This window comes from uncultured Tateyamaria sp. (genome assembly GCF_947503385.1).
Lineage (GTDB): Bacteria > Pseudomonadota > Alphaproteobacteria > Rhodobacterales > Rhodobacteraceae > Tateyamaria.
This window is the reverse complement of record NZ_CANNDO010000002.1, coordinates 578,767-604,903: the sequence shown is the minus strand read 5'-3', so window position 1 is coordinate 604,903 and position 26,137 is coordinate 578,767. Positions and strand designations below refer to the sequence as shown.

Sequence of the window (26,137 nt, the reverse complement as noted above, 5' to 3'; positions counted from 1 at the left end):
ATTGCACTGCGGCCCCTTGCAGGCAGATGCCAGAGGGGCCATTCTAGCATGAGGGGATCAAACAGCAGGCAAGGCAATGGGCGCAAGCACGAGGCGGGGGCCAGAGGCACAGCATGGCTGAGCCCGTCGTTTTTCTACCAGGTATGATGTGTGACGCGCGGCTGTTTGGACCGCAAATTGCCGAATTGTCGGCGGATCATGCCATTATGGTCGCACCGGTTACCCGCGGAGAGCGGATCGAAGAGATCGCCAGCGGTCTGCTGGACGAATTGCCGGGGCGGTTTGCGCTGGCAGGGCTCAGCATGGGCGGCATTGTCGCGATGGAACTGTTGCGCCGCGCGCCTGACCGGATTTCACGGCTGGCTCTTATGGACACCAATCCGCTGGCCGAAACGCCGCAGGTCGCCGCCGATCGCGAGCCGCAGATTGTCAAGGTGCGTGCCGGGCGCATGGAAGACGTGATGCGCGACGAGATGAAGCCCAACTACCTCGCGCCCGGACCGTTTCGGAATGAAATCCTCGATCTGGTGATGGACATGGCCCACGCGTTGGGGCCGGAGGTGTTCATTCGCCAGTCCCGCGCCTTGCAACGGCGCCGCGATCAGCAGGGCACCTTGCGCAAATGCAAGGTGCCAACACTCATCATGTGCGGCGCGCATGACGCGCTGTGCCCGGTCAAACGGCATACCTTTATGGCCGAACTGATCCACGGTGCGGAGTTGAAAGTGATCGAAACAGCGGGCCATTTGCCAACGCTTGAGGCCCCGGACGAAACCACGCAGGCCCTGCGTGACTGGCTGCGCCAGCCCCTGATCCTGCGTTAGCCGCTGACGGCGCGTGCGGCCTTGGCCGCCGCTTTTATCTCGTCCGCGATCTCATCAGCCTCCTCAGGATCGAAATCCATTGGGATTTCGGCACCGTTGGCCTCAATGTAAATGCGCACCATGCCCTTGTCGGTCGGCCCGATCTGAAGATTGGCCTCGATGTCGCGTTCGTTGTTGATGCCCATGGTGCCGTCCCCTGTCTGGTCGCGCCCGCGTGCTAGCCGTTGCGCGCTTGCTTGGCAAGGTTGCGGCCGCCATGTTGGGCGTATGGAAGAGATCACGCTTAGACCCTTCACGGCGGACGACACCGACTGGTTGGTGGACCAACATGCAACGCTTTACGCGCAGAATGACGGTTTCGATGACAGCTTTGGACCGCTGGTACGGACCATTCTTGAGGATTTTGTGGCAGGCCACGATGCGGAACGCGAACGCGGTTGGATCGCCGAAGCAGACGGTGCGCGCCTCGGTTCCATCTTTTGCGTCCGGCTGAATGACACCACGGCCAAGCTGCGGTTGTTTCTTCTGCTGCCAGAGGCGCGGGGCCGAGGCCTTGGGCAGCGCCTGCTGCATCAGTGTATGGGGTTTGCCCGTGACACCGGTTACAGCAATATGCAGCTTTGGACCCATCAAAGCCACACGGCGGCCTGCGCGCTTTATGCCAAGTTCGGCTGGGAGATGGTGGGGTCGAAACCGGTGCATTCGTTTGGGCAGGATTTGGTGGAACAGACCTGGGTTTACCGCTTTTGACCCTCTTGCATTCAGTGCGGGGTGGCAGTATTTCACCTCGCAGTGCCGCCGTAGCTCAGTTGGTTAGAGCGCCTGATTGTGGATCAGGAGGTCCCCCGTTCGAGCCGGGGCGGTGGTACCACCCCTCACAATAACCTTCTGTTGCCCTGTTTCAGCACCCGCCCGTGCGCCAGAACGGTCCGCCAACGGTGCTGACCACGCTCGCACGCTGATCCTCAATCACCCTCGTCCGGCACGCCAGAGCCTATGGCTCGTCGCCGATCATTATGGTCTGGCGCAATGTGCCGGTCACTTGATCGTAGATCAGGATTTGGTCGTCTTGGGTGACGATCGCGTACCAGTCCGGGCCCACCGTGAACGCGGTTGCCACAACGCCATCGGGCAGCGTGATCCGGTCAGGCAGGGGCAGGCGGGCAGGGTCGGCATTCAGGCGGATGACAAGCAAACCCACCACCGTTACAACGCCGCAAATCATGATGGCGGTCAGAACCGTCACCAAACGGCGCAGGAACCGCAGATTCGCCGGTTCCGGAGGGGTCTCAATGTCGTCCAACCGCATATCCTTTGTCATTGGCGCCGCACCGCCTGCACGTCTTGATAAGGCCATTGCCCGCGACGTGCCAGAGGCGGCAACGCTGTCGCGGACCCGGTTGGCCCGGCTGATCGAGGACGGTGCCGTGCAGGTGGACCGGACGGTTGTGACCAACCCCAAGGCGCGTGTGGCCGAAGGGGCGGTAATCGAGGTCACGGTGGCCGAGGCGCAGGACAGCCATCTGGAGCCCGAGGATATCCCGCTGGTCGTTGTGCACGAGGATGCCGACCTGATCGTGATCGACAAACCGGCGGGTATGGTGGTGCATCCGGCCCCCGGCACGCCGTCGGGCACGCTGGTGAACGCGCTGATGTTCCATTTCGGCGATGCACTGTCCGGCGTGGGCGGTATGAAACGTCCCGGCATCGTGCACCGCATCGACAAGGACACCAGCGGTCTGCTGGTTGTGGCCAAGACGGACGCCGCCCATCAGGGGCTTGCCGCGCAATTCGCGGCACATACGGCAGAACGCGCTTATCGCGCGCTGGTCTATGGCGTGCCGGACGCGGGTGATCCGCGTCTGCGTGGCGTGCGGGGGACCTCATTCGAGCCGGGCAATGTGCTCAAGATCACCACCCAACTCGCCCGCCACAAGACCGACCGTCAGCGACAGGCCGTGCTGTTCGAGGGTGGGCGTCACGCCGTAACCCGCGCCCGTGTGCTGGCGTCCTACGGTACGCCGCCGGTGCTGGCGCAGGTGGAATGCCGGCTGGAGACGGGGCGCACACATCAGATCCGCGTCCATATGGCCCATGCGGGACATGGGCTAGTCGGAGACCCGGTCTATGGCGGGCGGCGCAAACTGGCGCGCGGTTGCCTGTCGGACGCGGCCTTAACCGCGGTTGCAGGATTTCGGCGACAGGCCCTGCACGCGGCTGTGCTTGGATTTGATCATCCGGTAAGCGGCGAAAAACTACGCTTCGAAGCGGCACTCCCGGATGATTTTCAACAGCTTTTGGCGGCGTTGGATCAGGGCTGAGGCCCGGTTTTGTAACATTTTGTGGCAATTTTCCTTCGGAACCAACCGGTTCCAAAGGAAAATTTCACCCTCTTGCAACATCACAGCACATGCGCGTGAGCACACAGTATTGCCCCTGCAACTGAACCGAACGGTTTGGTAATGTGGCTGCAACAGGTCATTGCCTCTTGTCGGGAGGCGTTGCCGACACCATATGCATGTTAAGCCCGTAAACATTGGGCAGTCCAGGAGGGATATCATGGCCAATTACGCAAATCTGCCAGCGCCCACCCCCGAAGGTGGTCTGAACCGCTATATGCAGGAGATCCGCAAGTTCCCGCTGTTGGAACCGGAAGAAGAATACATGCTGGCCAAGGCCTGGGTCGAGAAAGAAGACACAGGCGCGGCCCACAAGATGGTCACGTCGCACCTGCGCCTCGCGGCCAAGATCGCGATGGGTTACCGGGGCTATGGCCTGCCGCAGGCCGAGGTGATCTCGGAGGCGAATGTGGGTCTGATGCAGGCCGTGAAACGGTTTGATCCCGAAAAGGGGTTCCGTCTGGCGACCTATGCAATGTGGTGGATTCGCGCCTCGATCCAGGAATACATCCTGCGGTCCTGGAGTCTCGTGAAGCTGGGCACAACGTCGGCGCAGAAAAAGCTGTTTTTCAACCTGCGCAAGGCCAAGGCCAAGATCGGCGCGTTGGAAGAGGGTGACCTGCGCCCCGAAAACGTCAAACAGATCGCAACCGATCTGGGCGTGACCGAGGCCGAGGTTATTTCGATGAATCGCCGCCTGTCTGGAGGGGACGCATCGCTGAACGCGACCGTCGGTTCCGAAGGCGAAGGCACGATGCAATGGCAGGACTGGCTCGAGGACGAAGACGCCGATCAGGCCGCCGACTACGAGGCGCGCGACGAATTGGAAGTGCGCCGCGAGATGCTGGCCGAAGCGCTGGATGTGCTTAACGAACGCGAAAAGGACATCCTGACTCAGCGCCGTCTGTCGGATCAACCGGTGACGCTCGAAGACCTGTCGGGAGAATATGGCGTCAGCCGCGAACGTATTCGCCAGATTGAGGTGCGCGCGTTCGAAAAGCTGCAAAAGAAGATGCGTGAAATCGCCAAGGCCAAGGGGTTGCTGGCCCCCGCGTGACCTCCGGCGATGCGACATGACAGGGGCTCTGCCTTCGGGCGGGGCCTCTTTTGATTTGCAGGGGTGACTTGACGGCAAATCGGCCCTCCGGGGGGGATTTTTTTGGACAGAGACAGGGACGGTCGCGCGCCAGATGGACGCTTTTGTCCGGTGGCGGGCGGAGGTACTGTGCGCGGAATGCATGAGGTTGTTTTTCACGTACCACGATCGTGGCTGAGCTTGGGCGGTGCGGGACTGCACCGATTTTACCTGCGCGTGACCGAAGGGCTCGAAGCGCGCGGTATCCCGTTTGAAGTTGCCATTCTCGACCGAGAGACATTGCCCGAGACAGTGGAGGCGGACCATGCGATCCATGTGATCCACCATGGCCGGTTTGCCCATCCGCGCGCGCGGAATGCTGATGTCGCCTATATCTATCCGTTTTGGAATTTCGACCCGCAGGGCATTCGGGCGTTTTCGTCGATTGCGGACAAGCGGTTTGTGCCGGACGATGTCGATCCGGAGGTGGCGCGACCGTTCTTTCGCCGCGTGCGGCAACGGATCGTGGGCCGCCGGACATCGCGCTATGACCAGCCCGAGGCTGTGACGGACCCGGGTACGGTGCGCGCCGCAGTGTTTCTGCAATCCGAAGGGCACCGGGTGGTGGGCGAGACATGCTACCTTGATCGGTGGGAGATGCTGTCTGCGACCTGTGCGGCGGTGGACGGCCCCGTTATGGTCAAAACGCATCCGCGCGACAGTGATCCTGCAACATCAGAAGGGTTGCGCGAGATGCAGGCGCGTTTTCCGCATCTGCAGGTGAGCGACGGAAACATTCACGATCTGATTGCAGCAGCGGACCGGGTGATCACCATAAACTCCGCTGTGGGGGTCGAAGCCTATTTGCACCGCAAGCCGGTGATCCTGTGCGGGCGGGCTGATTTTCACCATGTGGCGGATGTGGCGCAGAGCGCGGACGCTTTGCGGAACATATTGCAGCGCCCCCCGAAACGGCGGGCCTATGACAAGTTCGTGTGGTGGTATTTTGGCGATCAATGCCTTGATGTGAGCGCGCCTGATCTGGTGGATCGGTTTTGCGCCCGCACCGGGCTTTAGTCCAGCCGCGCGCGCAACACGCGCACCATATTTGCGCCCATGACCTTGGCAATAGTCGCATCGTCTAGCCCTGCATCGCGCAGCGCGTGAGTGAGTGCAGGCAGGCCCGTGGCGTCAAAGCTGGTGGCGACGGAGCCGTCAAAATCTGACCCCAGCGACACGTGATCGGCGCCAACCGTGTCCACCGCCTGCCGGATCGTGGCGGCGATGGTCTGCGGCGTGGTGTCCCGGTACAGTGCCGTGCGCCAAAACCCCATGCCAATCACGCCGCCCGATGCGGCGACGGCGCGCATCAGGTCGTCTTCGTAATTACGCTTGTTCGGGCATAACCCATGCAGGCCGGTGTGGCTGACAATCACGGGCATGTCGGTCATCGCGATCACGTCGCGGGCGACGGCGGGGCTGGAATGTGCAAGGTCAAGGACCATGCCGCGCGCCTCGACCTCACGCACGACGGAGCGGCCAAACTCTGTGAGGCCAGCATTGCTCAGGCCATGCAGCGACCCGCCCAATGCGTTGTCGAAAAAGTGGTGCAGGCCGATGATGCGGTGCCCCGCCGCTTCGAGCCGGTCGAGATTGGCCATGTCCCCTTCGAGCGCGTGCGCCCCTTCGATCCCCAGTAGCCCACCCACCGCAACACTGCCCGCCGCGCGCGCCTCAACATGCGCCTCAAGGCCTGCGCGGGACGTGATCACGGTCAGATGATCCGGCCTGCGGGCCGCGACGCGGTGCAGCCGCTCGGCCTGGTAGATCGCGCGTTCGCTAAGCGAGGTCCATGTGCGCGGCGGCCAGAGCTGGCCAATAGCAAGCGGGGTGATGTTGTCGAAGGCGTCGGCGGAATTGGCAGTGATGTTCTGCCCGGCGGGCGATTTGGTCACGGCGGCAAAGACCTGTAGCGCCACGCCGCCCTCGATCAGGCGGGGCACGTCCACGTGACCCCGGTCGCCGCGTTTGGCGATGCTACGCTGCCACAAAAGGCTGTCAGCGTGCCAGTCGCCCACCACCAGCGTGTCGTGCAGCGCTTGGGACGCGTCAGAGACGGGGTAAGGGCCACCGGGCAGGATCGCATTGCGCGACCGTTCGACATATCCCGGCGCGATGGCAAGAAAGGCAATTGTGCCGACGATCAGAAGGAGCAGCAGACCCAGCCCCAGACGTTTCAAAATCCGCATCGCGCCCTCTCCGATGTTGGATGCACCCTAGACAATCGCACCGCACCCGCGCCACCCTGACGAGACGGCATGACATGAGGAAAGGTGCGGGCATGGAAACGGTCAGATGGGGGATCTTGGGGGCGGCGAAATTTGCGCGCGAGCATATGGGGCCTGCAATCCACGCGGCGCGCGGCGCGGAACTGGCGGCGGTTGCGACGCGGGACGTGGCCAAGGCAGGCCCCTTTGCGGCGTTCTGTCCGGGGATTGCGGTGCATGACAGTTATGACGCGCTGCTGGACGACCCGCGTATCGACGCGGTCTACATCCCAATGCCCAATCACATGCATGTGGAGTGGACAGTGAAAGCGCTGGCCGCAGGCAAGCACGTGCTGTGCGAAAAGCCGATCACGATGCAGGCGCAGGAATTCGACCAACTGATCGCGGCGCGGGACGCATCAGGCAAGCTGGCGGCGGAAGCCTACATGATCGTCCATCACCCGCAATGGCAGCAGGCGCGGCAGATGGTGGCGGACGGGGCCATCGGGCGGGTGCGGCACGTGACGGGAGCCTTTTCCTTCGACAACCGGGCGGATGTGGGCAATATCCGCAACCGCGCCGAAACGGGGGGTGGAGGGCTGCGGGACATCGGGGTCTATGTGTTCGGCTCGGCCCGCTACGTGCTGGGGACGGAGGCCTCGGACATCTCGGCGCGGGTAATGCTGGAGGACGGATACGACACCTTTGCGGATGTGCAGGCCCGGTTTGGAGACGTGACCTATTCCGCCTATGTATCGATCCGGATGCATCCCTATCAGGAGATGTGCTTTCACGGGGAGGAGGGGGTGATCCGCCTGACGGCCCCGTTCAATGCGCAGGTCTTTGGGGAGGCGCGGATTGAATGGCATCGGGGTGGGCTGGCGGTGGAGACGATCCGCTTTCCCGCCGCGCGGCATTATGAGTTGCAGGTGGAGGCATTTTGCAGGTCGGTGCGGGAGGGGGTAGACTATCCCTGTTCGCTGGAATTTTCGCGCGGCACGCAGGAAATGATCGACCGGGTTCTGGAGGTGGGCCGCTGAGCTGTCCCACGCTGGGACAGGGGGGCGGGCACCAAAAAACAATGGGTTACAGAGACGAATTTACAATTCCTTAAGGTTTGCACCTTGGCAAACCGGCCCTCCGGGGGGGATTTTTTAGGGACAGAGACGAAAGAGGCATCATGGCTGGCGGATGGGCGAAAGACGGGGCGGTGAGCGAACAGATCGAAGCGTCGGTCGCGGATGAGTTGGCGCGGATGAAGGCGCGACGTCAGCCGCAGGGCGAGAGCCTGACCCATTGTGCGGAATGCGAAGAACCGATCCCCGAGGCCCGACGGCAGGCCGTTCCGGGGGTGAAACTGTGCGTCGATTGCGTGGCCGAACGCGACGCGGCGTATAAGGTGCGGGGCGGGATCAACCGGCGCGGATCGAAAGACAGTCAGTTGAAGTGAGCGGCAGGAAAGTGGCCAGCGATGCGCGGTGAGGACCTGCAACAGAACGGCGTGACCGATGTGGCGGGGCTTGTTCTGTTCTGGCCTTTTCTGACACGGCTGTTCCAGAGGTCAGGCCTGTTGCGCGGCAGCGGCGATTTTCAGAACCCGGCGGCGGCGCTGCGCGGTGCAAGCCTGCTGCACCATATCGCCTTGGGAGGGTGCAGCCCAAAATCGGGCGTCATGGAGTTGGAAAACACCTTGTGCGGGGTGCCGCTGCGCACCGCAGCGGACGCCATCCCGGTGAGCCGGGACGCAGCGGCGCTGTGTGACGAAGTGCTGCGACAGGTCTGTCGGGCGTGGCCACCTATGGAACATGTCAGCGCGGACGGGTTGCGCCAAAGCTTTGTCCGGAGGGACGGGTGGCTGCTGGACGCGCCAACGACCGGCACGGCTACCTTGCGCGTCGCCCGCGGCCCCTATGACATGCTGTTGCAGCAATTGCCGTGGAGCCTTGCCACTGTTGCGCTGCCGTGGATGGACCGGCCCCTGCACGTCGATTGGCGCGGCGCCTGACGGCGCGCGTGATGCGCGCCGCCGCTGTGCCATGGTCCCTAGTCGCGGATGGTGACGGTCCGTTCGGGCTTGGGCGCGGTGGCCTTGGGCTGGCACAGGGTCATCACGCCGCAAAAGGTGCCCGCAGTTGGAAAAACCACCGGGGGCAGGGTTGGCATGGATTGCGCCGCCACAGGGGTGTAGCTGGCAATGGCAATCAGAAGGGCAAGAGCAAGGTCACGCATTTTGGCATCTCCTTTGGCGTGGCGGGGATGCCTGTCATCTGAGCGGTTTCAGCGCCCGATGCGCGTCGGTTTCGAAAATCAGTGCAGGTTTGCAGGGATCGGCGATACTTTCGCGGAATCGGCGATGTCGCCCGACAGGGCGATGCGGCGATATTCGGTGGGGCTGTGCCCGATCTCGGCGCGGAACGCCCGGTTGAACGGCCCGACCGAGGCAAAGCCCACATCATAGGCAATCTCAAGCACGGTCATATTCATGCGGGCGGGGTCGGAAAGCGTGGCGCAGGCCGCCTCGATCCGGGCGCGGTTGATGAAGCTGGAGAAGTTGCGGTGCCCAAGCCCTCGGTTGATTGCACGGCGCAGGCGGTGTTCGGGCACCGCCAGTGTGCTGGCCAATGCGCCGATGGTCAGACCCTCTTCGCGCCAGATCCCGGCGGCCATCGCAGACTGAATGCGGGTCATCAGGGCAGGGTCCTGAACGTCCTCTGGCAGGGGCAGGGCGGACAGGGCCGGTGCCTCGGTCTCGCCGGGCCAGCGGTTTGCGTCCGGGCGCAACAGCCATGCGGCAAAGGCCAATGTCACGCCCAAGGTCGACAGCGACTGGAGCAGAGCCAGCAGCACGGAGCCCTCGTCGATCAGCCCGGTCATCTGCGCGCTGGTCAGGAACAGGGCCAGCCCGGCAATGGCGGCGGCAAATCCGGGCCGCGCCCGGCAGCGGCATTCCACCAGATCGCCACGCGCCGACCACAGCGCAAGCCCCAGCAGCGCACCATAGAGCACCACGGCAAAGGGCAGGCAAAGCAGGTAGGTGTCGGGGCGTGCTTGGCTGGCGTAAAAAACCACGGAGGTGGCCAGCGCGGCCACAATCCACGGCCAGCGCCGCCACGGGGGATCGAGAAAGATCGAAATGATCAGCCACGTGATCGCGGCGGGCGTAAAGCTGGTCAGCAAAGTGAGGTTGGCCAGCACCAGCGGGTGCAGGTCCAGAGGCAGCGCCGCCGTGGTGATCAGAAAGGCGGATTTGGTGGCGGCAACGGCGGTGATGGACAGCCGTCCCTCCCACCCGATCGGGGCCCACCAGAGCAGGGTTGCAAGCAGCACAAGCAATGTGATGCCGCCGCCGCGCAGCGCAAGGTCGAGATAGATCATTTGCATCGCGGCCCTCTTGATCGCGGTGGGGTCCATGACACCCTAACCGTCCGACACCTGCAACGCGCACCGATTTTTGCAAAAAGACGCGCCGATTTCTGAAATCGGCGCGTCTTTGGCGGCGGATCGGGGTGTCAGCCTTCCATCGCTTCAAGTTCGTCGATGAAGCCCGAGATCATGCTGAGGCCCTTGTCCCAGAATTTGGGGTCGGAGGCGTCGAGGCCAAAGGGGGCGAGCAGTTCCTTGTGGTGTTTGGAGCCGCCAGCCTTGAGCATGTCGAAATACTTGTCCTCGAACCCGTCGGCCCCTTCGGCATAGACCGAGTAGAGCGCGTTCACCAGCCCGTCGCCAAAGGCGTAGGCGTAGACGTAGAAGGGCGAGTGGACAAAGTGGGGGATGTAGGCCCAGAACGTTTCGTACCCGTCCATGAATGCGAAGGCGGGGCCGAGGGATTCCGCCTGCACGGACATCCACAGGGCGTTGATGTCCTCGGGGGTGAGTTCACCGCCGCGCCGGGCCTCGTGCAGTTTGCATTCAAAGTCATAGAAGGCGATCTGGCGGACGACGGTGTTGATCATATCCTCGACCTTGCCGGCGAGCAGGACCTTGCGCTGATCTTGTGTTTCGGCCCCGTCGAGCATTTTGCGGAAGGTGAGCATTTCGCCAAATACACTGGCGGTTTCGGCGAGGGTCAGGGGGGTGGAAGACAGCATCTCGCCCTGACCGGCGGCCAGCACTTGGTGCACGCCATGGCCCAGTTCATGCGCCAGCGTCATCACGTCGCGCGGTTTGCCCAGATAGTTGAGCATGACGTAAGGGTGCACGTCCGTCACCGTGGGGTGGGCAAAGGCGCCGGGGGCCTTGCCCGGCTTGACGCCCGCATCAATCCAGCCCTTGGTGAAGAAGGGGTGGGCCAGTTCGCCCATGCGCGCATCAAAGGCGGTGTAGGCGTCCATGACGGTTTTTTGCGCCTCGTCCCAGTTCACGATGCGCGGATCTTCGAGCGGGAGCGGCGCGTTGCGGTCCCAGACCTGCATCACGTCGAGGCCGAGCCATTTGCGTTTCAGCTCGTAATAGCGGTGGCTGAGCTTGGGGTAGGCGGCGACCACGGCATTGCGCAGCGCCTCGACCACCTCCGGTTCCACTTGGTTCGACAGGTGGCGGCCTGTCTGGGCGGTGGGCATCCCGCGCCAGCGGTCGAGAATTTCCTTTTCCTTGGCTTGGGTGTTGTGGACGCGGGCAAAGGTTTTGACGTTGTCGCCAAAGACCTGCGCCAGTTCGCGGGCGGCGGTTTCGCGTTTGGCGCGGTCGGGGTCGGTGAGGAAATTGAGCGTGCCTTCGATGCCCAAAGTGTCGCCTTCGATGTCGAAGGTGAGGCCGGCGATGGTCTCGTCAAAGAGCCGTTCCCACGCGTCCCCCACCACGCCCAGATCGTGCAGGAATTTTTCCAGCTCGTCCGACAATTGGTAGGGTTTCATGGCGCGGATTTTGTCAAAGATCGGCTTGTACCGGGCCAGATCGGCGTTTTGGGCCAGCAGGCCGTCGAGGTGGTCATCCTCGAGCCGGTTGAGTTCGAGGGTGAAGAAGACCAGCGGGGTGGTGTAGTTGGTGATCTTTTCCTGCGCGTCGGACATGAATTTGGCCCGGTCCGCGTCGGTGGTCTGCTGGTAATAGCGCAGGCCCGCATAGGACATGACGCGGCCTGCGATCTGGTTGATGCGCTCCTGCCGTTCGATGCAGGTGAGCAGGCCGCCTGCGTCCAGCGTATCGAGCTTGCCCTCGTAATCGGTGGCGAAGGACTGGCAGGCGGTTTCGAGCCAGTCGAGATCGCGTTTCAGTTCGGGCGCGTCCTGCCCGGTGTAGAGGTCATCAAGGTTCCATTCGGGCAGGTTGCCCAGCGGCTCTCCTCCGGCGCTGGTATTGGCATCGCGGACGGGGAAGGGGAGCTGGAACATGTGAGGGCACCTTTGGTTTCGCATTTGGGCATAGGTATGGGGCGGCGTCGGTGGGGGCAAGGGTTTCGCCGCATGTGGATGCGGCGACCGGCTGGGGCGCTGCCCCAGACCCCGGAGTATTTTTCAAAGAGAAGAAGTGAAAAGCCTTTGGGGATTGGTCACGAAGATGTTTTGCCGTTCTGCGTCGGTGGCAATTTCGGTGACGATATCGGCGAGTTGGGCTGCGTGCGGCATATGGGCGTTGTTCAGCATGATATGTGGCCAGTCGGACCCCCAGAGAATGTGATCGGGGTTGGCGGAGATGAGCTTGCGCATGAGCGGCTGGGTTTGCGCGATGTCGCGGGTGAGGCGGTAAGAGGCCGACAGTTTTACATAGATGTGACCCTCGGCCAGCAGGGCGCAGAGCGTGTCGATTGCCGGAATGTTCGGATTGAGCGACGTGGGCCAGCCGCAATGGTCGATGACAAGTGGGACCGGCAGGGCGCGGATATCGTCCGCCAGTTCGGCGATATGTATGTCCGCGTGCAACAGCATCTGGATATGCATGTCGTGCCGGGCGAGCACGGGCGCCAGCGCCTTGGCACCGGCCCAGCTGAGCACGCCGCCATGCACGTAGTTCAGGCGGATGGCGACAATGCCTGCGTCGGCAAACCGTGCGACATCGGCGGCAGCGGCGCCGTCCGGCAACAGGCCCACCCCCCGGAACCCGGTGCCCATCGCCTTGAGGGCTGCCAGCGTCACGCTGTTGTCGGTGCCGTAGAGGATCGAGTGGACAATCAGGCCATGTGTGCAGCCCAGTGCCGCCAGATGGTCGCGGTACAGCGCAATCCAGCCGTCAAAGCCAATGTCCGGCGGCGGGTTTTCGGCCCGCGTGGGCGACAGCGGGTGTTCGGGGCCGCCCAGCAGGTGGACATGGGCATCCCAAGCCCCCGTTGGCAGCGGCGTTCGGGGGCGTGTGGGTGCAAAAGGTGCGGCTGCGTTATCCATAGGTGCGCAGCATCTCGTTGAGGTCGTCCATGGTGTTGGCCTCCTGAACCGGTTTGTCGTGGCGCCAGCGGCTCATCCGGGGAAAGCGCAGGGCAACGCCGGATTTGTGCCGGGGTGAGGCCTGAATGCCCTCAAAGGCGATTTCGAACACGTGATGCGGTGTGACGGAGCGCACCGGGCCAAAGCGTTGCAGTGTGTTCTTTTTTACCCAAGCGGTGATCTTGCGAAACTCATCGTCCGTGAGGCCGGAATAGGCCTTGGTGAAGGGGACGAGGTCATTGCCCTTCCACACCGCGAAGGTGAAATCGGTAAACAGGTTGGCGCGGCGGCCATGGCCCGATTGCGCATAGATCATCACCGCGTCGATGGTGAGCGGGTCGAGTTTCCATTTCCACCAGTCGCCCTTTTTGCGGCCTGTGCCATAGAGGCTGTCTCGGCGTTTGACCATCAACCCTTCGGCCATCGCGTCGCGGGCGGTTTGGCGGACCTTAGCCAGCTTGTCCCAGCTGTCGAAGGGGACGAGGGGGGCCAGCTTGATCGGGGCATCCGGGGGCAGATCGGCACAGAGCGTTTCAAGCCGGGCGCGGCGGTTCGACAGAGGCTGGCCGCGCAGGTCCTGCCCCTGCCATTCCAGCAGGTCATAGGCGTACAGGATCACCGGCGCCTCTTGCAGCAGCTTTTTCGGCACGGTTTTGCGTCCGATGCGGGGCTGAAGGGCGTTGAAGCTTTGCGGCTGGTCCTGTCCCCATGCGAGGATCTCGCCGTCGAGCACGGTGCCGTCGGGCACAAAATCCACCGCGCGGGCAAATTCGGGGAACCGGTGGGTCATCAGTTCCTCGCCGCGCGACCAGACAAAATGGGCGCCGCCGCGCAGGATAAGCTGGCCCCGGATGCCGTCCCATTTCCATTCGGCTTGCCAATCACTGGGCGCGCCAAGCGCTTCGGGCGCGTCTTCGAGCGCGTAGGCGAGGTAGAACGGGTAGGGGCGCGAGGCGTTGTCGGCGGGGTCGTCCTCTTCGATCAGGGCGGCCCATGTGATGCTGGCCGGGTCCCAGTCGCCCATCAGGCGGTGGGCCAGCTCCGCCTCGTCCCGGTCGGTGGCACGGGCCAGCGCGCGGGTCATCAGCTTTTGACTGATGCCGACACGAAAGCCGCCTGTGAGCAGCTTGTTGAAGAGAAAACGCTGGGTCGGTGGCAGTTGGTCCCAGGCGTCAAGCACAAACGCCTTTTTGGCGTCCTCGTCGCTGTCGGTGAGGGCGCGCAGGGCGTTGATCCAATATGACAGGCTGTGGTCGCTGCTCTGGGCGGGCGCGGGCAGAACCAGCGCGATGGTTTCGGCGAGGTCGCCGACAATCGGGTAGGCCTCTTCGAACAGCCACAGGGGGATGCCTGCACGCTCTGCCGCCCATGCGCGCAGTTTGGTCGTGGTGACGGCGCGTTTGGGGCGGCGGCCAGAAAAGATGGCGATGGTCCAGATGCGGTCGTCCTGCGGTGCATCGCGGAAATAGTCGGCGAGGGCGGCGACCTTGACCGTGGTTTTGGTGGATTGGTCGATGGCGTTGAACAGCGTAGCAAAGCGGTTCATGCCGCGTCTTCCTCTTCGCTGCCGAATTCGGTGGGGATCACTTGGGCGGCCCAGCCGTTTTCATTGAGGTAACGGCTGAAGATATCCGTGTAACCATGTGTGACGTATATATTTTCAGCCTGTGTGGCCTTGATCGCGTCCAGCAGGCCGGGCCAGTCCGCATGGTCCGAGATGACAAAGCCGCGGTCGCCCGCGCGGCGGCGGCGGATGCCGCGCAGGGCCATCCAGCCGGAGGCAAAGCCGGTTTCCTGTGCCCCGAACTTGCGCGCCCATGCAGAACCGATGGCCGACGGAGGGCAAAGCACGATGGCGCCCGGATGGTCCTTGGGCGTGAGGTCCGGGCCTGCGGGCACGGTGTCGGGCAAGCGGAGGCCTTGGCCGCGCAGCACGGCGTTGGTGTTCTCGATGGCGGTGTGGGTGAGGATCGGCCCCTGATCGGGGTTCAGGAGTGTGAGCAGGCGCTGGGCCTTGCCCAAGGCATAGCAGCCAAGAAAGGCGGTTTTGCCCGCGGCGGCACAGGCGGCCCACCAGCCATTCAGCTCGCGCGCGATGACGTCCTGTGGCTGCCAGCGGAACACGGGCAGGCCAAAGGTGCTTTCGGTGATGAAATGGTGGCAAGGCACCGGCTCAAACGGGGTGGAGAGGCCGTCATCGACCACCTTGTAGTCGCCGGAGGCCACCCAGACCTCGCCTGCGACCTCGACCCGGATCTGGGCGGAGCCGGGCACGTGGCCTGCGGGGTGAAAAGACACGGTGGCGCCGCCGATCTGGCGGGTCTCGCCATAGCGCACGGCGTCGATGGGGATGTCGCCGAGGCGGTGGCGCATGACCGGGGCGGCGATGTCCGTGGCAAGGTAGGACCCCATGCCGGACCGGGCGTGATCGGCGTGGCCATGGGTGATCAGGGCGCGGTCCACGGGGCGCCACGGGTCGATATAGAAATCGCCCGCGGCGCAGTAGATGCCGGAGGGGGTGAAGGTGAGCGCGCCCATGACGCCTAACGTAGCATGGGGCGCGGGCTTAGCCAGCCTCTGCGAAGGTCTGCACCATGGTGTCAAAGAGCCACGTGCGGGTGGCCGCGTCTTCCATGATGACCTCGTGTTCGGCGTCTTGCATCACGTGCAGGGTGCCCTTGGGCCATTGCGCCATGCGGGCGTGGACGCGGCCCACATCGACGATGCGTTCATTGTCGCCCATGAAGGTGACGCATGGCAGGTCGGGCGAGGGCCGTAGGGACAGGGCGTTGGTGTCGTCAAGCGCCTTGCGCAGCCACGTCACACTGGGGCCGCCTAGGGCCAGTTCCGGGTGGGCGCGCAGTTGGTCCTGCATCATCTGCCACATCTCCCGGTCGCGGGTCAGCGTGTTATCCTCGAACGGGGAGGCGAGCACGTAATGGGTCATGCTGGTGCCCGGCGCCAGCACGTTGCCCAGCCCGGCGGCGGGCATGGCACGGCCAAGGCTCCATGCGACCGGACGCAGATACGCGGCCATCGCAATGCCCCACATCGGTCCGGTGAAGGCTGCGGCCGCGACGGGCAACCCTTCGTACAGGGCGCGCAGGCCAATGCTGCCGCCCATGGAATGGCCCAGCAGATACAGCGGTTCGGGCAGGTCCAGCGTGCGCGTCGCATTCAGGACAGCCGCCACATCTTTCTGATAATCGCCGAAATCCTCGACATGGCCGATGCTGGTATTGCCCAAGAGCCGGTCGGCCAGCCCCTGTCCGCGCCAGTCCACCACCACCGTCGTATAGCCGCGCTGCACCAGTTCATGCGCCGCGATGCCGTATTTCTCGACATATTCGGTCCGGCCACAGAACAGCAGCACCGTGCCCACAGCCTTGGACGCAGGCCAGACGCCGATGCGAATCCGCACCCCGTCTGACGTTTTAAGCCAGTAAGCCGCCCCATCCGCGGGCCCCGCACCGAAATCGGTAAAAAGAGGGGCGGCCTTTAATGTCATATGATCAAGCAAGGACCGACGCGAGGCTCATCGCCATGCCCATATCGCCGTCGACCTTCAGCTTGCCGGTCATAAAGGCGGATGTGGGGTTGGTGTCGCCTTCGAGGATCGACCGGAACGTGTCTGCATCCGCGCTTAGCGTGACGTCGGCGGGTTCGTCGCCTGCGCGTGCGCCATTGGCGTCCATCATGATTGCGCCCTCGCCTTCTATGTCGAACTTGGCGGTGCCGGAAAAGTTGGCATCTGCCAGCTTTTGGTTCAGGACGGCCACGGCCTCGGTCACTGTGTCACTCATCTTTGATGCCCTTTTTGCGGGTTGGGGGCCAATGGCGTGTGGAATTTGCCAGCCGGCCTGTTACATTTCTCTTTATGGGCATCAGATTTTCCAAACTCTACCCTGTCGTCACGGCAGTTTTACTCACAGTCGGGAATTCCTTACCTGCGGTTGCGCAATCATCGCTTGACGAGATGTTGCAGGCCTTGCAGTCGGCGGAACCGGCAGAGGCTACCCGTCTGACGCGCGAGATAGAGCGTTTGTGGGAATTGTCAGGTTCGACCACTGTCGATTTGCTGTTGCGCCGGGGGCGCGAGGCGATGGAGGACGAGGATCTGGATGCGGCCATCGCGCATCTGACGGCTGTCACGGACCATGCGCCGGACTTTGCCGAAGGCTGGCACGCACGCGCCACCGCCTATTACATGAAAGACCTCTATGGTCCGGCCCTGTCCGATCTGGAAAAAGCGCTGACGCTGAACCCCGACAATTACAACGCCATGTTCGGGCTGGGCGTCATGTTTCAGGAGTTCGGAGATTATGCGCGCGCCGAAGAAGCGTTTCGCCATGTGCTGGACTTGCATCCGCATCACGAAAACGCCACCACTGCGCTGGACCAGCTCAAGCGGCGCGGGATTGGCCGCGAGCTCTGATCGCCAAAGAGGAACGCGCCGATGTCACAGGGCAGGGTGGTGGCCGTACTGGGCCCCACCAATACGGGCAAGACGACCTATGCCATCGACCGGATGCTGGGCCACCGCACAGGGGTGATCGGCCTGCCGCTGCGTCTGCTGGCGCGCGAGGTCTATGACCGGATCGTCGCGTTGCGCGGTCCGTCCGTTGTGGCGCTGGTCACCGGCGAGGAGCGGATTGTACCGCCGCGCACGCAATACTGGGTCTGCACGGTCGAGGCGATGCCCGAGGGCATGGGATGCGATTTCCTCGCCGTGGACGAAATCCAGCTATGCGCGGACCCCGAACGCGGCCATGTGTTCACCGACCGCCTGCTGCGGTCGCGTGGCCTGCACGAGACGTTGTTTCTGGGCGCGGACACGATGCGCGGCCCGATCTCGGCGCTGATCCCGGAGGCGCAATATATGCGCCGAGAGCGCATGAGCCATCTGCTATATGCGGGCCAGAAAAAGATCAGCCGGATGCGCCCGCGCAGCGCCATCGTCGGGTTTTCGGTCGATAACGTCTATGCCATTGCCGAATTGCTGCGCCGCCAGAAAGGGGGCGCTGCTGTGGTGATGGGCGCGCTGTCGCCGCGCACGCGCAACGCACAGGTCGAGATGTATCAGCAGGGCGAGGTCGATTACCTCGTCGCGACGGACGCCATTGGCATGGGCCTGAACCTTGATATTGATCACGTGGCGTTTTCGTCGCTGACCAAGTTTGACGGGCGGCGGATGCGTCCGCTGGCCCCGAACGAACTGGCGCAGATCGCCGGTCGCGCGGGGCGCGGGCAAAAGGACGGCACCTTTGGCGTGACGGGCGACGTGCGCCCGCTGGAGGACGGGGTGGCGCAGGCCATCATGGACCACCGCTTTACCCCGCTCAAAAAGCTGCAATGGCGCAATTCGGATTTGCGGTTCGGCACCATTGACGCGCTGATCACATCGCTGGAGGCCGCCCCCCCGCGCGAGGAGTTGGTGCGCGCCCGTGAGGCAGATGACGTCATGGCGCTGAAATCGCTGGCGGACGGGGCAGAGGTCGTCGCGCGCTGCACGGACGCCCCTTCGGTGCGGTTGTTGTGGGACGTATGCCGGGTGCCCGATTTCCGGGGCATCAGTCATCAGGAACATTCTGCGCTGTTGGACGTTATCTTTCGTTACTTGCACGAACGGGGCACAATTCCGAATGACTGGGTGGGGCGCCAGATCAACCGCATTGACCGCAGCGATGGCGATATCGACGCGATCTCCAAGCGGTTGGCGTTTATCCGCACGTGGACCTATGTCGCACAGCGCAAGGGCTGGGTGGACGATGAAAGCCATTGGCGGGACGCAACCCGCCATGTAGAAGACCGACTGTCGGACGCGTTACACGCGAAACTGACGCAGAGATTTGTAGACCGGCGCACATCCGTATTGCTGCGCCGGCTGGGCCAGAAGGAGGCCATGGTGGCCGAAGTAAATGATGCAGGTGAAGTGACGGTTGAGGGCGAATTCGTCGGCCGTCTCGATGGGTTCCGGTTCAGCCAGGACAAGGGCGCGGACGCCGCAGAGGCCAAGACGATCAAGTCGGCGGCCTTGCAGGCGCTGGCGCCGCATTTCCATCTGCGCGCCGACCGGTTCTATAACGCGCCGGACACCGAGATTGATTTCACCGAACAGGGGGGGCTGATGTGGGGCACCTCGGCGGTGGGCAAGCTGGTGGCGGGCACAGAGCCTTTGCGCCCGCAGGTCGAGGTGTTTGTGGATGACGTGGCCGGGCCGGAGGTTGCGCAAAAGGTGCAGCGCCGGTTGCAGCATTTCATTGACCGCAAGGTGGCCGCGTTGTTCGAGCCGCTGCTGGGCCTGCAAAAGGACGAAGCGCTGACCGGGCTGGCCAAGGGTTTTGCCTTTCAGATGGTCGAGGGTCTGGGCGTGCTGCCGCGCGGTACGGTTGCCGATGACGTCAAGGCGTTGGATCAGGATGCGCGCGGCGCGCTGCGCAAGCACGGCATCCGGTTCGGACAGTTCACGATATTCATGCCCCTGTTGCTAAAGCCTGCGCCGACGCGGCTGCGGCTGGTGCTGTGGTCGCTGGCACAGGGTCTCGACACGTTCCCGGAATCGCCCCCGCCGGGCCTTGTGACGATCCCTGCGATGACAGATGCGCCACGTGGGGCTGACACCATGGCGGGCTACCGCAACGCGGGCGAGCGGGCCATTCGGATCGATATGCTGGAGCGGTTGGCCGATATGCTGCGTGCCGAGGATTCGCGCGGCGGGTTCGAGGCCAAGGCCGACATGCTGTCGATCACGGGCATGACGCTGGAGCAGTTTGCGGGGCTGATGGAGGGCTTGGGCTACAAGGCCGACAAGGGCGAACGCGAGAAGGTCAAGGCGGTCGACGCCGTTGTGGCGGGCCAGCCCGAAGCGGACACGCCGGTGATGGATGCGGGCGACACGGCCCCGGCCACCGCAGCGCCGGAAGCGTCCGCCCCGGCGGACGTGCCCGAGGGTGTCGCGGACATCGCGGATGACGGACAGGCGTCCATCATCACCGAAGCCGCAGAGACACCGGAGGTGGCCGCCGCCATCCCGGCAGAATCAGAGACGGAGATCGCCCCCGGCACCGCCCCCGACGCGGCGGACTCCGAAGTGGAGATGGAGGTCTTTTACACCTTCACTTGGGCGCGCAATGCCGGTGGCAACCGCCGCCCGCAGGGCAAGCCGCGCGGCAAGGGCGCGCCACAGGGCGGCAAACCCCGTGGCAAGGGCAAACCGCAGGGCAAGGGGGGCGGCAACAAACCCCAGAATTTCTCGGCCCGTCCGCCCAAGAAAGAAAAGCAGATCGACCCTGACAATCCCTTTGCCGCGGCACTTATGGGATTGAAGGACGACAAGTAAGTGTCTGAGGACGCCGGGAAATTGCGGCTGGACAAATGGCTGTGGTTCGCCCGGTTCTTCAAGACGCGCACCTTGGCCGCAGCCCGTGTGGCGGCCGGTGACGTGCGGGTGAACGGCACCCGCGTGACCAAGCGGTCCTCGACCATCGCACCGGGCGACATGCTGACCTTTGCCATTGGGGAACATGTCCGCGTGATCGAGGTTGCGGCGCTTGGCACACGGCGCGGCCCCGCGCCCGAGGCGCAGACCCTCTATACCGATCATTCCGCGCCACCGCCGCCGCGCGAAACGCCCGTTCCGCAAAACCCCGGCTACGAGGGAAAAGGGCGCCCCACCAAAAAGGACCGGCGGCAGGCTGACCTTTCCCGGTCCCGCCATCTTGAATGACCGCGCGCGCTGGTCTAGCTACCTTCTGACATATCCGAGGATCCCGCCCGAATGACCTATATCGTCAACGACAGCTGCATCGCCTGCAAGTACACCGACTGCGTCGAAGTGTGCCCGGTGGATTGCTTTTACGAAGGCGAGAACATGCTGGTGATCCACCCTGATGAATGCATCGACTGCGGTGTGTGTGAACCCGAATGCCCTGCCGACGCGATCCGCCCCGACACCGAACCGGACATGGAAAAATGGGTCGAGTTCAACCGCAAGTATTCCGAGATGTGGCCGGTCATCATCACCAAGAAGGACCCGCTGCCCACCGCCGACGAAATGGATGGCAAAGAGGGCAAGATGGACCTGTTTTCCGAGGCCCCCGGCGAAGGCGGCTAGGCCGCGAATCGAATCGCTCTGGGGTGCGTTGCAGCGACTTGGGACGCGAAAAACCCGCTCTAAGGGCCTAAAAACGCCTGCTAATTCAAAATCTTCCCCTGCGTCAACTTTCGGCGGGGCCGATTTTATGATATGGTATGTCTCATAACTGACATATGGACACTGCTTGTCAAAAGGCCTCCCCAGCGCCTTTTGCGTATCGAAATGACCCCGAACCGCACCGAGACGAGGCAATGCTTGCCCCGCCCGATGCGGTTTTGACTGTCACAAGAGGCACCCCGTTCCGGACGTCATGCAAGAGGATCAAGAATGACAAAAACGAAAAAGCTCGACTTCCGCCCTAACGAATTTGTGGTCTACCCCGCCCATGGCGTGGGCCAGATCGTGTCGATCGAAAGCCAGGAAGTGGCCGGCATCTCGCTTGAGCTGTTCGTTATCTCGTTCGAGAAGGACAAGATGACGCTGCGCGTGCCCACCAACAAGGCAACCGAGATCGGAATGCGCGCATTGTCGAGCCCGGATGTCATTGCCCACGCGATGAAGACGCTCAAGGGCAAGGCCAAGGTCAAGCGGGCCATGTGGTCGCGCCGGGCGCAGGAATACGAGCAAAAGATCAACTCAGGCGACCTGATCGCGATTGCGGAGGTCGTGCGCGACCTGCACCGCACCGACGACCAGCGCGAGCAGAGCTATTCCGAGCGGCAGCTTTATGAAGCCGCCCTTGAGCGTCTGACACGCGAAGTGGCTGCCGTATCCGGTGGCGACGAAGGTGCCGCAGCGCAGGAAATCGGCGGTGTTCTGATGAGCCGCGCCGCCGCAGCCTAAGCGCAAGGGCCTGAAAATTTTGGTGCCGCGTCCGGTCTTCGGGCGCGGCTTTTTCGTGCTCAGAGCGCCACGAAGGTCAGCAGAACCGCAATCTCGACCACCATCTGCGTGGCCCCGAGGATATCGCCGGTTTGTCCGCCGATCTTGCGCCGGGCCAGTGCCGCCATCCCGGTGGCCGTCCCCGCGGCAAGCGCCAGCGCAACAAGGCCGCTGCCGCCCGTCAGAACCAGCGCCACGACCACGGCAATGGCACCCGCCGCCGCGACAGGCGGCATCCCCGGCTTGCCAACCCTTTTGGACAGCCCGTCCGCGCGCGCATGGGGCAGGGCGAGCATCAAGGGCGGCATTGCCGCCCGTGACAGCACCAGCGCGCAGATCAGTTCGGCCCAACTGACCAGCGCGTAGCCCTGCCAGCGCAGGCCCATGGCCAGCACCAGCGCCAACACGCCGTAGGTGCCGATGCGGCTGTCTTTCATTATGTCGAGCCGCCGTGCGGGGGTCAGGCCGCCCCAAAGCCCATCGGCGGTGTCGGCCAGCCCGTCCTCGTGCATGGCCCCGGTCAGCATCACCAGCGCCACCAGCACACCTCCGGCGACCAGCAGCGGGGGCAGGCCCAATGCGGTCAGCCCGGCCCCCAAAGCGGCGGCGACCCCGCCCAGCACCAGCCCCACCACCGGATAGGCCCAGACCGCGCGGGCGGCCCCGGCAAAGGCCGCATCGGGCAAGGCGGGCAGGGGCAGACGGGTGAGCAGCACAAAGGCTGCAGGCAGATCCCAGAAGATGTCGGATTTGTTGTCGCTCATGTCCCTTAACCGTCTTGCGGGCCGGTCCGCTTTGGGTAATGAGCGGGGGACCCTGAGGCAAGAAGGTTCTGATCCATGTCCTTTGAAACGCTTGATGAATTGCGCGCCCTTCTAGCCGCCATGCCCGGCCCCGACACGGCAGCACAGACCGGCGCGGCAGAGCGCAATGGCCAGCTGACCAAACCCCCCGGCGCGCTGGGTCGGCTGGAGGATCTGGCCCAGTGGTATGCCGGGTGGCGCGGCACGCCGCGCCCCGCGATAGAGGCACCGCAGGTGATCGTGTTCGCGGGCAATCACGGGGTTGCGGCGCGCGGTGTGTCGGCCTTTCCGCCCGAGGTGACGGTGCAGATGGTCGCGAATTTTGCCGCTGGTGGCGCTGCGATCAATCAGTTGGCGGGGGCCTTTGGCGCGCGCATGGACGTTGTCCCGCTGGAGCTTGACCGCCCGACGGCGGATTTCACCGCAGGTCCGGCGATGACCGACGCGGATGTGGTCGCGGCATTGCGGGCAGGGTGGGACGCGGTGGATGCCGGGTCTGATCTGCTTGTGGTGGGGGAGATGGGGATCGGCAACACGACGTCGGCCTCTGCCATTGCGGCGCGCCTGTTTGGCGGTGCGGCGGCGGATTGGACGGGCGCGGGCACCGGCGTTGTCGGCGATGCGCTGGCGCAGAAGACAGCGATTGTGGACGCAGGGCTGTCGCGCCACGCGGATGCGGGTGACGGGCTGGATGTGCTGCGCCGCCTTGGCGGGCGCGAGTTGGCGGGGATGGCGGGTGCCATTGCGCGGGCGCGGTCGCTGCGCATCCCGGTCATTCTGGACGGGTTCATCTGCACCGCCGCAGCCGCCACGCTGGCCAAAACGGAGGCCGCCGCGCTGGATCACTGCGTCGCGGGCCACCTGAGTGCCGAGGGCGCGCATGGCCGGATGCTGGACGCGTTGGGCAAGGCGCCGCTGCTGTCACTGGGCCTGCGGCTGGGCGAAGGGTCGGGCGCGGCGCTGGCCATTGGCGTCCTCAAGGGCGCCATCGCCTGTCATTCGGGCATGGCAACCTTTGCCGAAGCGGGTGTGGCGGACGGTTGAGGATCAGGCGCGCTTTGGCTCTTCGGCGCGGGCGGCGAGGTTGAACTCCAGCTCTTTCTCCAGCGCCTTGGCGCGCGCCACGTAGGCTTCGTTTTTGTAGGCGGGGATATCCGGGTCCCACAGTTCGGCAAGCTGCCGCACGGCGTCGCGGTCGTGGTGATAGAACAGTTTTTCGGCTTCCGCCGCCTCGTAATCGCTGAGCCCCAGATGTTCGAGCGCGTAGCGCCCTGCCCGCAGGGAACTGTCGAACATCTCGCGGATGATGTCGTCTGCGCCTGCTTGGTACAGGCGGTAGACGTGGGTTCGGTCATAGGCACGCGCGATGATATGTAGGTCGGGCCGTGCGGCGCGGGCATAGGCCACGAGCCGCGTGGCCGCCGCCGGGTCGTCCAGTGCAACCACGAGGATCGAGGCGCTGTCGAGGCCTGCGGCGTGCAGAATATCGGGGCGGGTGGGATCGCCCAGAAACCCCTTGAAGCCAAACCGGCGCATCAGCGCGATGGTTTCCATATTGTGGTCGAGCACAACGGTGTTGAAGCCTGACGCCTGCACGAGCCTGTTCACGATCTGCCCAAAACGTCCGATCCCCGCGATGATGACGGGGCCCTGTTCGTCGATCTCGTCCGCTTCCTGTTCGGGGATGATGTCGCCCATGCGGCGGTTGATCACCTCGTACAGGATAAAGAGCAGCGGCGTGATCAGCATGGTCAGCGCGACAACCAGCAGCAGCGTCTCACCAATGCGCTGCGGGATCACGTCCTGACCCACGGAAAAGGCAACAAGGACAAAGCCGAACTCGCCCGCCTGCGCCAGACCCAGCGTGAAGAGCCACCGGTCACGGCCCCGGATCTTGAAGGTGACGGCAAGCCCATACAGCACCAGACCTTTGACCACGATCACGAGGATGGCCATGGACAGCAGCGCGGGCCAGTCTTCGAACAGGCGGACAAAGTTGATGCCCGCCCCCACGGTGATGAAGAACAGCCCCAAGAGCAGCCCCTTGAACGGCTCAAGGTCCGATTCCAGTTCGTGCCGGAATTCGGAACTGGCCAGCACCACCCCGGCGATAAAAGCGCCAAGCGCGGGCGACAGCCCCACAAGCATCATCAGGAACGAGATTGACACAACGATCAACAGCGCCAGCGCGGTATACATCTCGCGCAGGCGCGCGGCATGGATGAACCGGAACACAGGTCGCGTCAGAAAGATGCCCGCAAGAACCACAGCCGCCACAGCAGCGATGGTGACAAGGGTCACACCCCATGCGGGCAGCCCGTCTACGAGGCTCATATCCATGCCGTGCCCGCCGCCATGACCATCACCGTGCGCATCGCTGTCCCGCGCGATGGAGCCGTCGGGGCTGATCTGTACGGGCAGAGACACGGCGAGCAGCGGCAAAAGCGCAAGGATCGGGATCACCGCGATGTCCTGCGTCAGCAAAACAGAAAACACCGATCGCCCGCCGCTTGTCTGCATCAACCCCTTTTCCGACAGGGTTTGCAGCACGATCGCGGTCGAAGACAGCGCCAGCGTGAGGCCAATGGCCAATGCCACGCTCCATGGTTGGTTATACGCCATTGCGATGCCCATGAGCGCCAGCGCCGACAGCACGATCTGCAACCCGCCCAGCCCCAGCAACTTGTGCCGCATGTCCCAAAGTGCGCGCGGCTCAAGCTCGAGCCCGATCAGGAACAGCATCATCACCACGCCAAATTCGGCAAAGTGCTGCAAGTCCTCTGTCTCGGACCCGACAAGCCCCAATGCGGGGCCGATGATGATACCCGCCGCGAGGTAACCCAACACAGACCCCAATCCCAACCGCGCGGCAATCGGCACCGCGATGACGGCGGCGGCAAGGTAGATCGAGGCTTGGTAGAGAAAGCCTTCCATGGGTGTCTCCCGGAGGGTCAGGTGGGCAGGGGACCATCCTGCTTGAGCTGGTCCATGACGATCTGGCTGTGCACTTTCGCAACCGCAGGATGCGTCAACAACACATCATGTATCAGGACGTTGAGTGCGGGCAAGTCCGCACAGTACACGCGCAGCAGATAGTCCGCATCGCCCGTCATCGTCCACGCGCTGGTGATTTGGGGCGTTGTGTGCACCAGTTTGGCAAAGCTGGCGGCGTGTTCCGTGCCATGGACGCCCAGTTGCACCTGCACAAAACCCTGCACGCTGAGGCCCAGCCGCGCGGCATCGAGCCGGGCACGGTAGCCTTGGATGTAGCCTTCGGCCTCAAGGCGCTGACGGCGGCGACCCACCTGACTGGCCGACAGGTGCAACTGGTCGCTAAGCTCTTGTGCGGTGGCTTGGGCGTTGGTCTGGAGGGCGGCAAGCAGGCGCGCGTCGGTGGAATCAAGCATGTGCGTCCTTTTCGCGTGGTTTCGCCATT

At 63.8% G+C, this 26,137-nt stretch carries 28 protein-coding genes and 1 tRNA gene; 15 read left to right on the top strand and 14 right to left on the bottom strand.

What is annotated here, in order from left to right:
- Window positions 1-113: 113 nt before the first annotated feature.
- Window positions 114-824: an alpha/beta fold hydrolase gene (locus tag Q1A85_RS09045; RefSeq protein ID WP_299687446.1), complete on the top strand. Its 711-nt coding sequence runs from the start codon at window positions 114-116 to the stop codon at window positions 822-824.
- Here Q1A85_RS09045 and Q1A85_RS09040 read toward each other — a convergent pair.
- Entirely contained in the window at window positions 821-1,009 is a 189-nt protein-coding gene (locus tag Q1A85_RS09040; protein WP_299687443.1) for a DUF6324 family protein, read from the bottom strand. The two genes, Q1A85_RS09045 and Q1A85_RS09040, sit on opposite strands and share 4 nt — an antisense overlap.
- Here Q1A85_RS09040 and Q1A85_RS09035 point away from each other — a divergent pair.
- A complete protein-coding gene (locus Q1A85_RS09035) occupies window positions 984-1,574 on the top strand; it encodes a GNAT family N-acetyltransferase (RefSeq protein ID WP_366140574.1) in 591 nt (196 codons plus the stop codon). The two genes, Q1A85_RS09040 and Q1A85_RS09035, sit on opposite strands and share 26 nt — an antisense overlap.
- A 44-nt stretch (window positions 1,575-1,618) precedes the next feature.
- Window positions 1,619-1,695: transfer RNA gene (locus Q1A85_RS09030), tRNA-His, on the top strand.
- A gap of 123 nt (window positions 1,696-1,818) precedes the next feature.
- Here the strand turns inward: Q1A85_RS09030 and Q1A85_RS09025 are convergent.
- Window positions 1,819-2,133, bottom strand: coding sequence for a DUF6476 family protein (locus Q1A85_RS09025; RefSeq protein ID WP_299688570.1), 315 nt, complete (start codon window positions 2,131-2,133; stop codon window positions 1,819-1,821).
- Here Q1A85_RS09025 and Q1A85_RS09020 point away from each other — a divergent pair.
- From Q1A85_RS09020 to Q1A85_RS09010, 3 genes are all read left to right on the top strand, one after another.
- Window positions 2,117-3,145 (top strand): RluA family pseudouridine synthase, encoded by a 1,029-nt coding sequence (locus Q1A85_RS09020; protein WP_299687437.1) that lies wholly within the window; start codon window positions 2,117-2,119, stop codon window positions 3,143-3,145. The genes Q1A85_RS09025 and Q1A85_RS09020 overlap by 17 nt on opposite strands.
- Window positions 3,146-3,383: 238 nt before the next feature.
- Window positions 3,384-4,280, top strand: coding sequence for an RNA polymerase sigma factor RpoH (gene rpoH, locus Q1A85_RS09015; RefSeq protein WP_299687434.1), 897 nt, complete (start codon window positions 3,384-3,386; stop codon window positions 4,278-4,280).
- Between the two features lie 177 nt (window positions 4,281-4,457).
- Window positions 4,458-5,375, top strand: coding sequence for a hypothetical protein (locus tag Q1A85_RS09010; protein ID WP_299687431.1), 918 nt, complete (start codon window positions 4,458-4,460; stop codon window positions 5,373-5,375).
- On the opposite strand, the gene Q1A85_RS09005 is transcribed toward Q1A85_RS09010, so the two are convergent.
- Window positions 5,372-6,547 carry a membrane dipeptidase gene (locus Q1A85_RS09005; RefSeq protein WP_299687428.1) on the bottom strand — a complete coding sequence of 392 codons (1,176 nt, stop codon included), beginning with the start codon at window positions 6,545-6,547 and terminating at the stop codon, window positions 5,372-5,374. The genes Q1A85_RS09010 and Q1A85_RS09005 overlap by 4 nt on opposite strands.
- A 92-nt stretch (window positions 6,548-6,639) precedes the next feature.
- Between Q1A85_RS09005 and Q1A85_RS09000 the strand changes: the two genes are divergently transcribed.
- From Q1A85_RS09000 to Q1A85_RS08990, 3 genes are all read left to right on the top strand, one after another.
- Window positions 6,640-7,605, top strand: a complete 966-nt coding sequence (locus Q1A85_RS09000; protein ID WP_299687425.1) for a Gfo/Idh/MocA family oxidoreductase — start codon at window positions 6,640-6,642, stop codon at window positions 7,603-7,605.
- Window positions 7,606-7,745: 140 nt separating this feature from the next.
- Window positions 7,746-8,015 (top strand): DksA/TraR family C4-type zinc finger protein, encoded by a 270-nt coding sequence (locus tag Q1A85_RS08995; RefSeq protein WP_299687423.1) that lies wholly within the window; start codon window positions 7,746-7,748, stop codon window positions 8,013-8,015.
- A 21-nt stretch (window positions 8,016-8,036) separates the two neighbouring features.
- Window positions 8,037-8,570: a contractile injection system tape measure protein gene (locus tag Q1A85_RS08990; RefSeq protein ID WP_299687421.1), complete on the top strand. Its 534-nt coding sequence runs from the start codon at window positions 8,037-8,039 to the stop codon at window positions 8,568-8,570.
- A 38-nt stretch (window positions 8,571-8,608) separates the two neighbouring features.
- Here the strand turns inward: Q1A85_RS08990 and Q1A85_RS08985 are convergent, their stop codons facing one another.
- From Q1A85_RS08985 to Q1A85_RS08950, 8 genes are all read right to left on the bottom strand, one after another.
- Window positions 8,609-8,794, bottom strand: coding sequence for a hypothetical protein (locus Q1A85_RS08985; protein WP_299687419.1), 186 nt, complete (start codon window positions 8,792-8,794; stop codon window positions 8,609-8,611).
- A gap of 78 nt (window positions 8,795-8,872) precedes the next feature.
- On the bottom strand, window positions 8,873-9,940 hold the full coding sequence (locus Q1A85_RS08980; RefSeq protein ID WP_299687418.1) for an AraC family transcriptional regulator: 1,068 nt from the start codon (window positions 9,938-9,940) through the stop codon (window positions 8,873-8,875).
- A gap of 134 nt (window positions 9,941-10,074) precedes the next feature.
- A complete protein-coding gene (locus Q1A85_RS08975; protein ID WP_299687416.1) occupies window positions 10,075-11,895 on the bottom strand; it encodes a M3 family oligoendopeptidase in 1,821 nt (606 codons plus the stop codon).
- Window positions 11,896-12,018: 123 nt separating this feature from the next.
- Window positions 12,019-12,882, bottom strand: coding sequence for an amidohydrolase family protein (locus Q1A85_RS08970; protein ID WP_299687415.1), 864 nt, complete (start codon window positions 12,880-12,882; stop codon window positions 12,019-12,021).
- Window positions 12,875-14,467 (bottom strand): ATP-dependent DNA ligase, encoded by a 1,593-nt coding sequence (locus Q1A85_RS08965; protein WP_299687414.1) that lies wholly within the window; start codon window positions 14,465-14,467, stop codon window positions 12,875-12,877. The genes Q1A85_RS08970 and Q1A85_RS08965 overlap by 8 nt, the downstream gene beginning before the upstream one ends.
- Window positions 14,464-15,459, bottom strand: coding sequence for a ligase-associated DNA damage response exonuclease (locus Q1A85_RS08960; RefSeq protein WP_299687413.1), 996 nt, complete (start codon window positions 15,457-15,459; stop codon window positions 14,464-14,466). The genes Q1A85_RS08965 and Q1A85_RS08960 overlap by 4 nt, the downstream gene beginning before the upstream one ends.
- A gap of 28 nt (window positions 15,460-15,487) precedes the next feature.
- The gene (locus Q1A85_RS08955; RefSeq protein WP_299687412.1) at window positions 15,488-16,429 is read right to left on the bottom strand and encodes an alpha/beta hydrolase; all 942 of its coding nucleotides are present in this window, start codon (window positions 16,427-16,429) and stop codon (window positions 15,488-15,490) included.
- Between the two features lie 4 nt (window positions 16,430-16,433).
- Window positions 16,434-16,724, bottom strand: coding sequence for an SCP2 sterol-binding domain-containing protein (locus Q1A85_RS08950; RefSeq protein WP_299687411.1), 291 nt, complete (start codon window positions 16,722-16,724; stop codon window positions 16,434-16,436).
- A 74-nt stretch (window positions 16,725-16,798) separates the two neighbouring features.
- On the opposite strand from Q1A85_RS08950, the gene Q1A85_RS08945 reads away from it, so the two are divergent.
- The 5 genes from Q1A85_RS08945 (at window position 16,799) to Q1A85_RS08925 (ending at window position 21,859) form a co-directional block, all read left to right on the top strand.
- Complete coding sequence (locus tag Q1A85_RS08945) at window positions 16,799-17,356, top strand: tetratricopeptide repeat protein (protein WP_299687410.1); 558 nt, start codon at window positions 16,799-16,801, stop codon at window positions 17,354-17,356.
- A gap of 21 nt (window positions 17,357-17,377) precedes the next feature.
- Window positions 17,378-20,260: a helicase-related protein gene (locus Q1A85_RS08940; protein WP_299687409.1), complete on the top strand. Its 2,883-nt coding sequence runs from the start codon at window positions 17,378-17,380 to the stop codon at window positions 20,258-20,260.
- Window positions 20,261-20,647, top strand: coding sequence for an RNA-binding S4 domain-containing protein (locus tag Q1A85_RS08935; protein ID WP_299687408.1), 387 nt, complete (start codon window positions 20,261-20,263; stop codon window positions 20,645-20,647).
- A gap of 51 nt (window positions 20,648-20,698) precedes the next feature.
- The gene (gene fdxA, locus Q1A85_RS08930; protein ID WP_299687407.1) at window positions 20,699-21,034 is read left to right on the top strand and encodes a ferredoxin FdxA; all 336 of its coding nucleotides are present in this window, start codon (window positions 20,699-20,701) and stop codon (window positions 21,032-21,034) included.
- Between the two features lie 309 nt (window positions 21,035-21,343).
- A complete protein-coding gene (locus Q1A85_RS08925) occupies window positions 21,344-21,859 on the top strand; it encodes a CarD family transcriptional regulator (RefSeq protein ID WP_299687406.1) in 516 nt (171 codons plus the stop codon).
- Window positions 21,860-21,918: 59 nt separating this feature from the next.
- On the opposite strand, the gene Q1A85_RS08920 is transcribed toward Q1A85_RS08925, so the two are convergent.
- Entirely contained in the window at window positions 21,919-22,662 is a 744-nt protein-coding gene (locus Q1A85_RS08920; protein WP_299687405.1) for an adenosylcobinamide-GDP ribazoletransferase, read from the bottom strand.
- A gap of 75 nt (window positions 22,663-22,737) precedes the next feature.
- Here Q1A85_RS08920 and cobT point away from each other — a divergent pair, with 75 nt between their 5' ends.
- A complete protein-coding gene (gene cobT, locus Q1A85_RS08915; protein WP_299687404.1) occupies window positions 22,738-23,745 on the top strand; it encodes a nicotinate-nucleotide--dimethylbenzimidazole phosphoribosyltransferase in 1,008 nt (335 codons plus the stop codon).
- A 3-nt stretch (window positions 23,746-23,748) separates the two neighbouring features.
- Here the strand turns inward: cobT and Q1A85_RS08910 are convergent, their stop codons facing one another.
- Both Q1A85_RS08910 and Q1A85_RS08905 read right to left on the bottom strand, forming a co-directional pair.
- Complete coding sequence (locus tag Q1A85_RS08910; RefSeq protein ID WP_299687403.1) at window positions 23,749-25,635, bottom strand: monovalent cation:proton antiporter-2 (CPA2) family protein; 1,887 nt, start codon at window positions 25,633-25,635, stop codon at window positions 23,749-23,751.
- Between the two features lie 17 nt (window positions 25,636-25,652).
- A complete protein-coding gene (locus Q1A85_RS08905; RefSeq protein ID WP_299687402.1) occupies window positions 25,653-26,108 on the bottom strand; it encodes an Lrp/AsnC family transcriptional regulator in 456 nt (151 codons plus the stop codon).
- Between the last annotated feature and the right edge of the window lie 29 nt (window positions 26,109-26,137).

Coding starts and splice junctions, on each gene's coding strand:
- Q1A85_RS09045 (WP_299687446.1), top strand. CDS start 114: ATGGCTGAGCCCGTCGTTTTTCTACCAGGTATGATGTGTGACGCGCGG.
- Q1A85_RS09035 (WP_366140574.1), top strand. CDS start 984: ATGTCGCGTTCGTTGTTGATGCCCATGGTGCCGTCCCCTGTCTGGTCG.
- Q1A85_RS09040 (WP_299687443.1), bottom strand. CDS start 1,009: ATGGGCATCAACAACGAACGCGACATCGAGGCCAATCTTCAGATCGGG.
- Q1A85_RS09020 (WP_299687437.1), top strand. CDS start 2,117: ATGTCGTCCAACCGCATATCCTTTGTCATTGGCGCCGCACCGCCTGCA.
- Q1A85_RS09025 (WP_299688570.1), bottom strand. CDS start 2,133: ATGCGGTTGGACGACATTGAGACCCCTCCGGAACCGGCGAATCTGCGG.
- rpoH (WP_299687434.1), top strand. CDS start 3,384: ATGGCCAATTACGCAAATCTGCCAGCGCCCACCCCCGAAGGTGGTCTG.
- Q1A85_RS09010 (WP_299687431.1), top strand. CDS start 4,458: ATGCATGAGGTTGTTTTTCACGTACCACGATCGTGGCTGAGCTTGGGC.
- Q1A85_RS09005 (WP_299687428.1), bottom strand. CDS start 6,547: ATGCGGATTTTGAAACGTCTGGGGCTGGGTCTGCTGCTCCTTCTGATC.
- Q1A85_RS09000 (WP_299687425.1), top strand. CDS start 6,640: ATGGAAACGGTCAGATGGGGGATCTTGGGGGCGGCGAAATTTGCGCGC.
- Q1A85_RS08995 (WP_299687423.1), top strand. CDS start 7,746: ATGGCTGGCGGATGGGCGAAAGACGGGGCGGTGAGCGAACAGATCGAA.
- Q1A85_RS08990 (WP_299687421.1), top strand. CDS start 8,037: ATGCGCGGTGAGGACCTGCAACAGAACGGCGTGACCGATGTGGCGGGG.
- Q1A85_RS08985 (WP_299687419.1), bottom strand. CDS start 8,794: ATGCGTGACCTTGCTCTTGCCCTTCTGATTGCCATTGCCAGCTACACC.
- Q1A85_RS08980 (WP_299687418.1), bottom strand. CDS start 9,940: ATGATCTATCTCGACCTTGCGCTGCGCGGCGGCGGCATCACATTGCTT.
- Q1A85_RS08975 (WP_299687416.1), bottom strand. CDS start 11,895: ATGTTCCAGCTCCCCTTCCCCGTCCGCGATGCCAATACCAGCGCCGGA.
- Q1A85_RS08970 (WP_299687415.1), bottom strand. CDS start 12,882: ATGGATAACGCAGCCGCACCTTTTGCACCCACACGCCCCCGAACGCCG.
- Q1A85_RS08965 (WP_299687414.1), bottom strand. CDS start 14,467: ATGAACCGCTTTGCTACGCTGTTCAACGCCATCGACCAATCCACCAAA.
- Q1A85_RS08960 (WP_299687413.1), bottom strand. CDS start 15,459: ATGGGCGCGCTCACCTTCACCCCCTCCGGCATCTACTGCGCCGCGGGC.
- Q1A85_RS08955 (WP_299687412.1), bottom strand. CDS start 16,429: ATGACATTAAAGGCCGCCCCTCTTTTTACCGATTTCGGTGCGGGGCCC.
- Q1A85_RS08950 (WP_299687411.1), bottom strand. CDS start 16,724: ATGAGTGACACAGTGACCGAGGCCGTGGCCGTCCTGAACCAAAAGCTG.
- Q1A85_RS08945 (WP_299687410.1), top strand. CDS start 16,799: ATGGGCATCAGATTTTCCAAACTCTACCCTGTCGTCACGGCAGTTTTA.
- Q1A85_RS08940 (WP_299687409.1), top strand. CDS start 17,378: ATGTCACAGGGCAGGGTGGTGGCCGTACTGGGCCCCACCAATACGGGC.
- fdxA (WP_299687407.1), top strand. CDS start 20,699: ATGACCTATATCGTCAACGACAGCTGCATCGCCTGCAAGTACACCGAC.
- Q1A85_RS08925 (WP_299687406.1), top strand. CDS start 21,344: ATGACAAAAACGAAAAAGCTCGACTTCCGCCCTAACGAATTTGTGGTC.
- Q1A85_RS08920 (WP_299687405.1), bottom strand. CDS start 22,662: ATGAGCGACAACAAATCCGACATCTTCTGGGATCTGCCTGCAGCCTTT.
- cobT (WP_299687404.1), top strand. CDS start 22,738: ATGTCCTTTGAAACGCTTGATGAATTGCGCGCCCTTCTAGCCGCCATG.
- Q1A85_RS08910 (WP_299687403.1), bottom strand. CDS start 25,635: ATGGAAGGCTTTCTCTACCAAGCCTCGATCTACCTTGCCGCCGCCGTC.
- Q1A85_RS08905 (WP_299687402.1), bottom strand. CDS start 26,108: ATGCTTGATTCCACCGACGCGCGCCTGCTTGCCGCCCTCCAGACCAAC.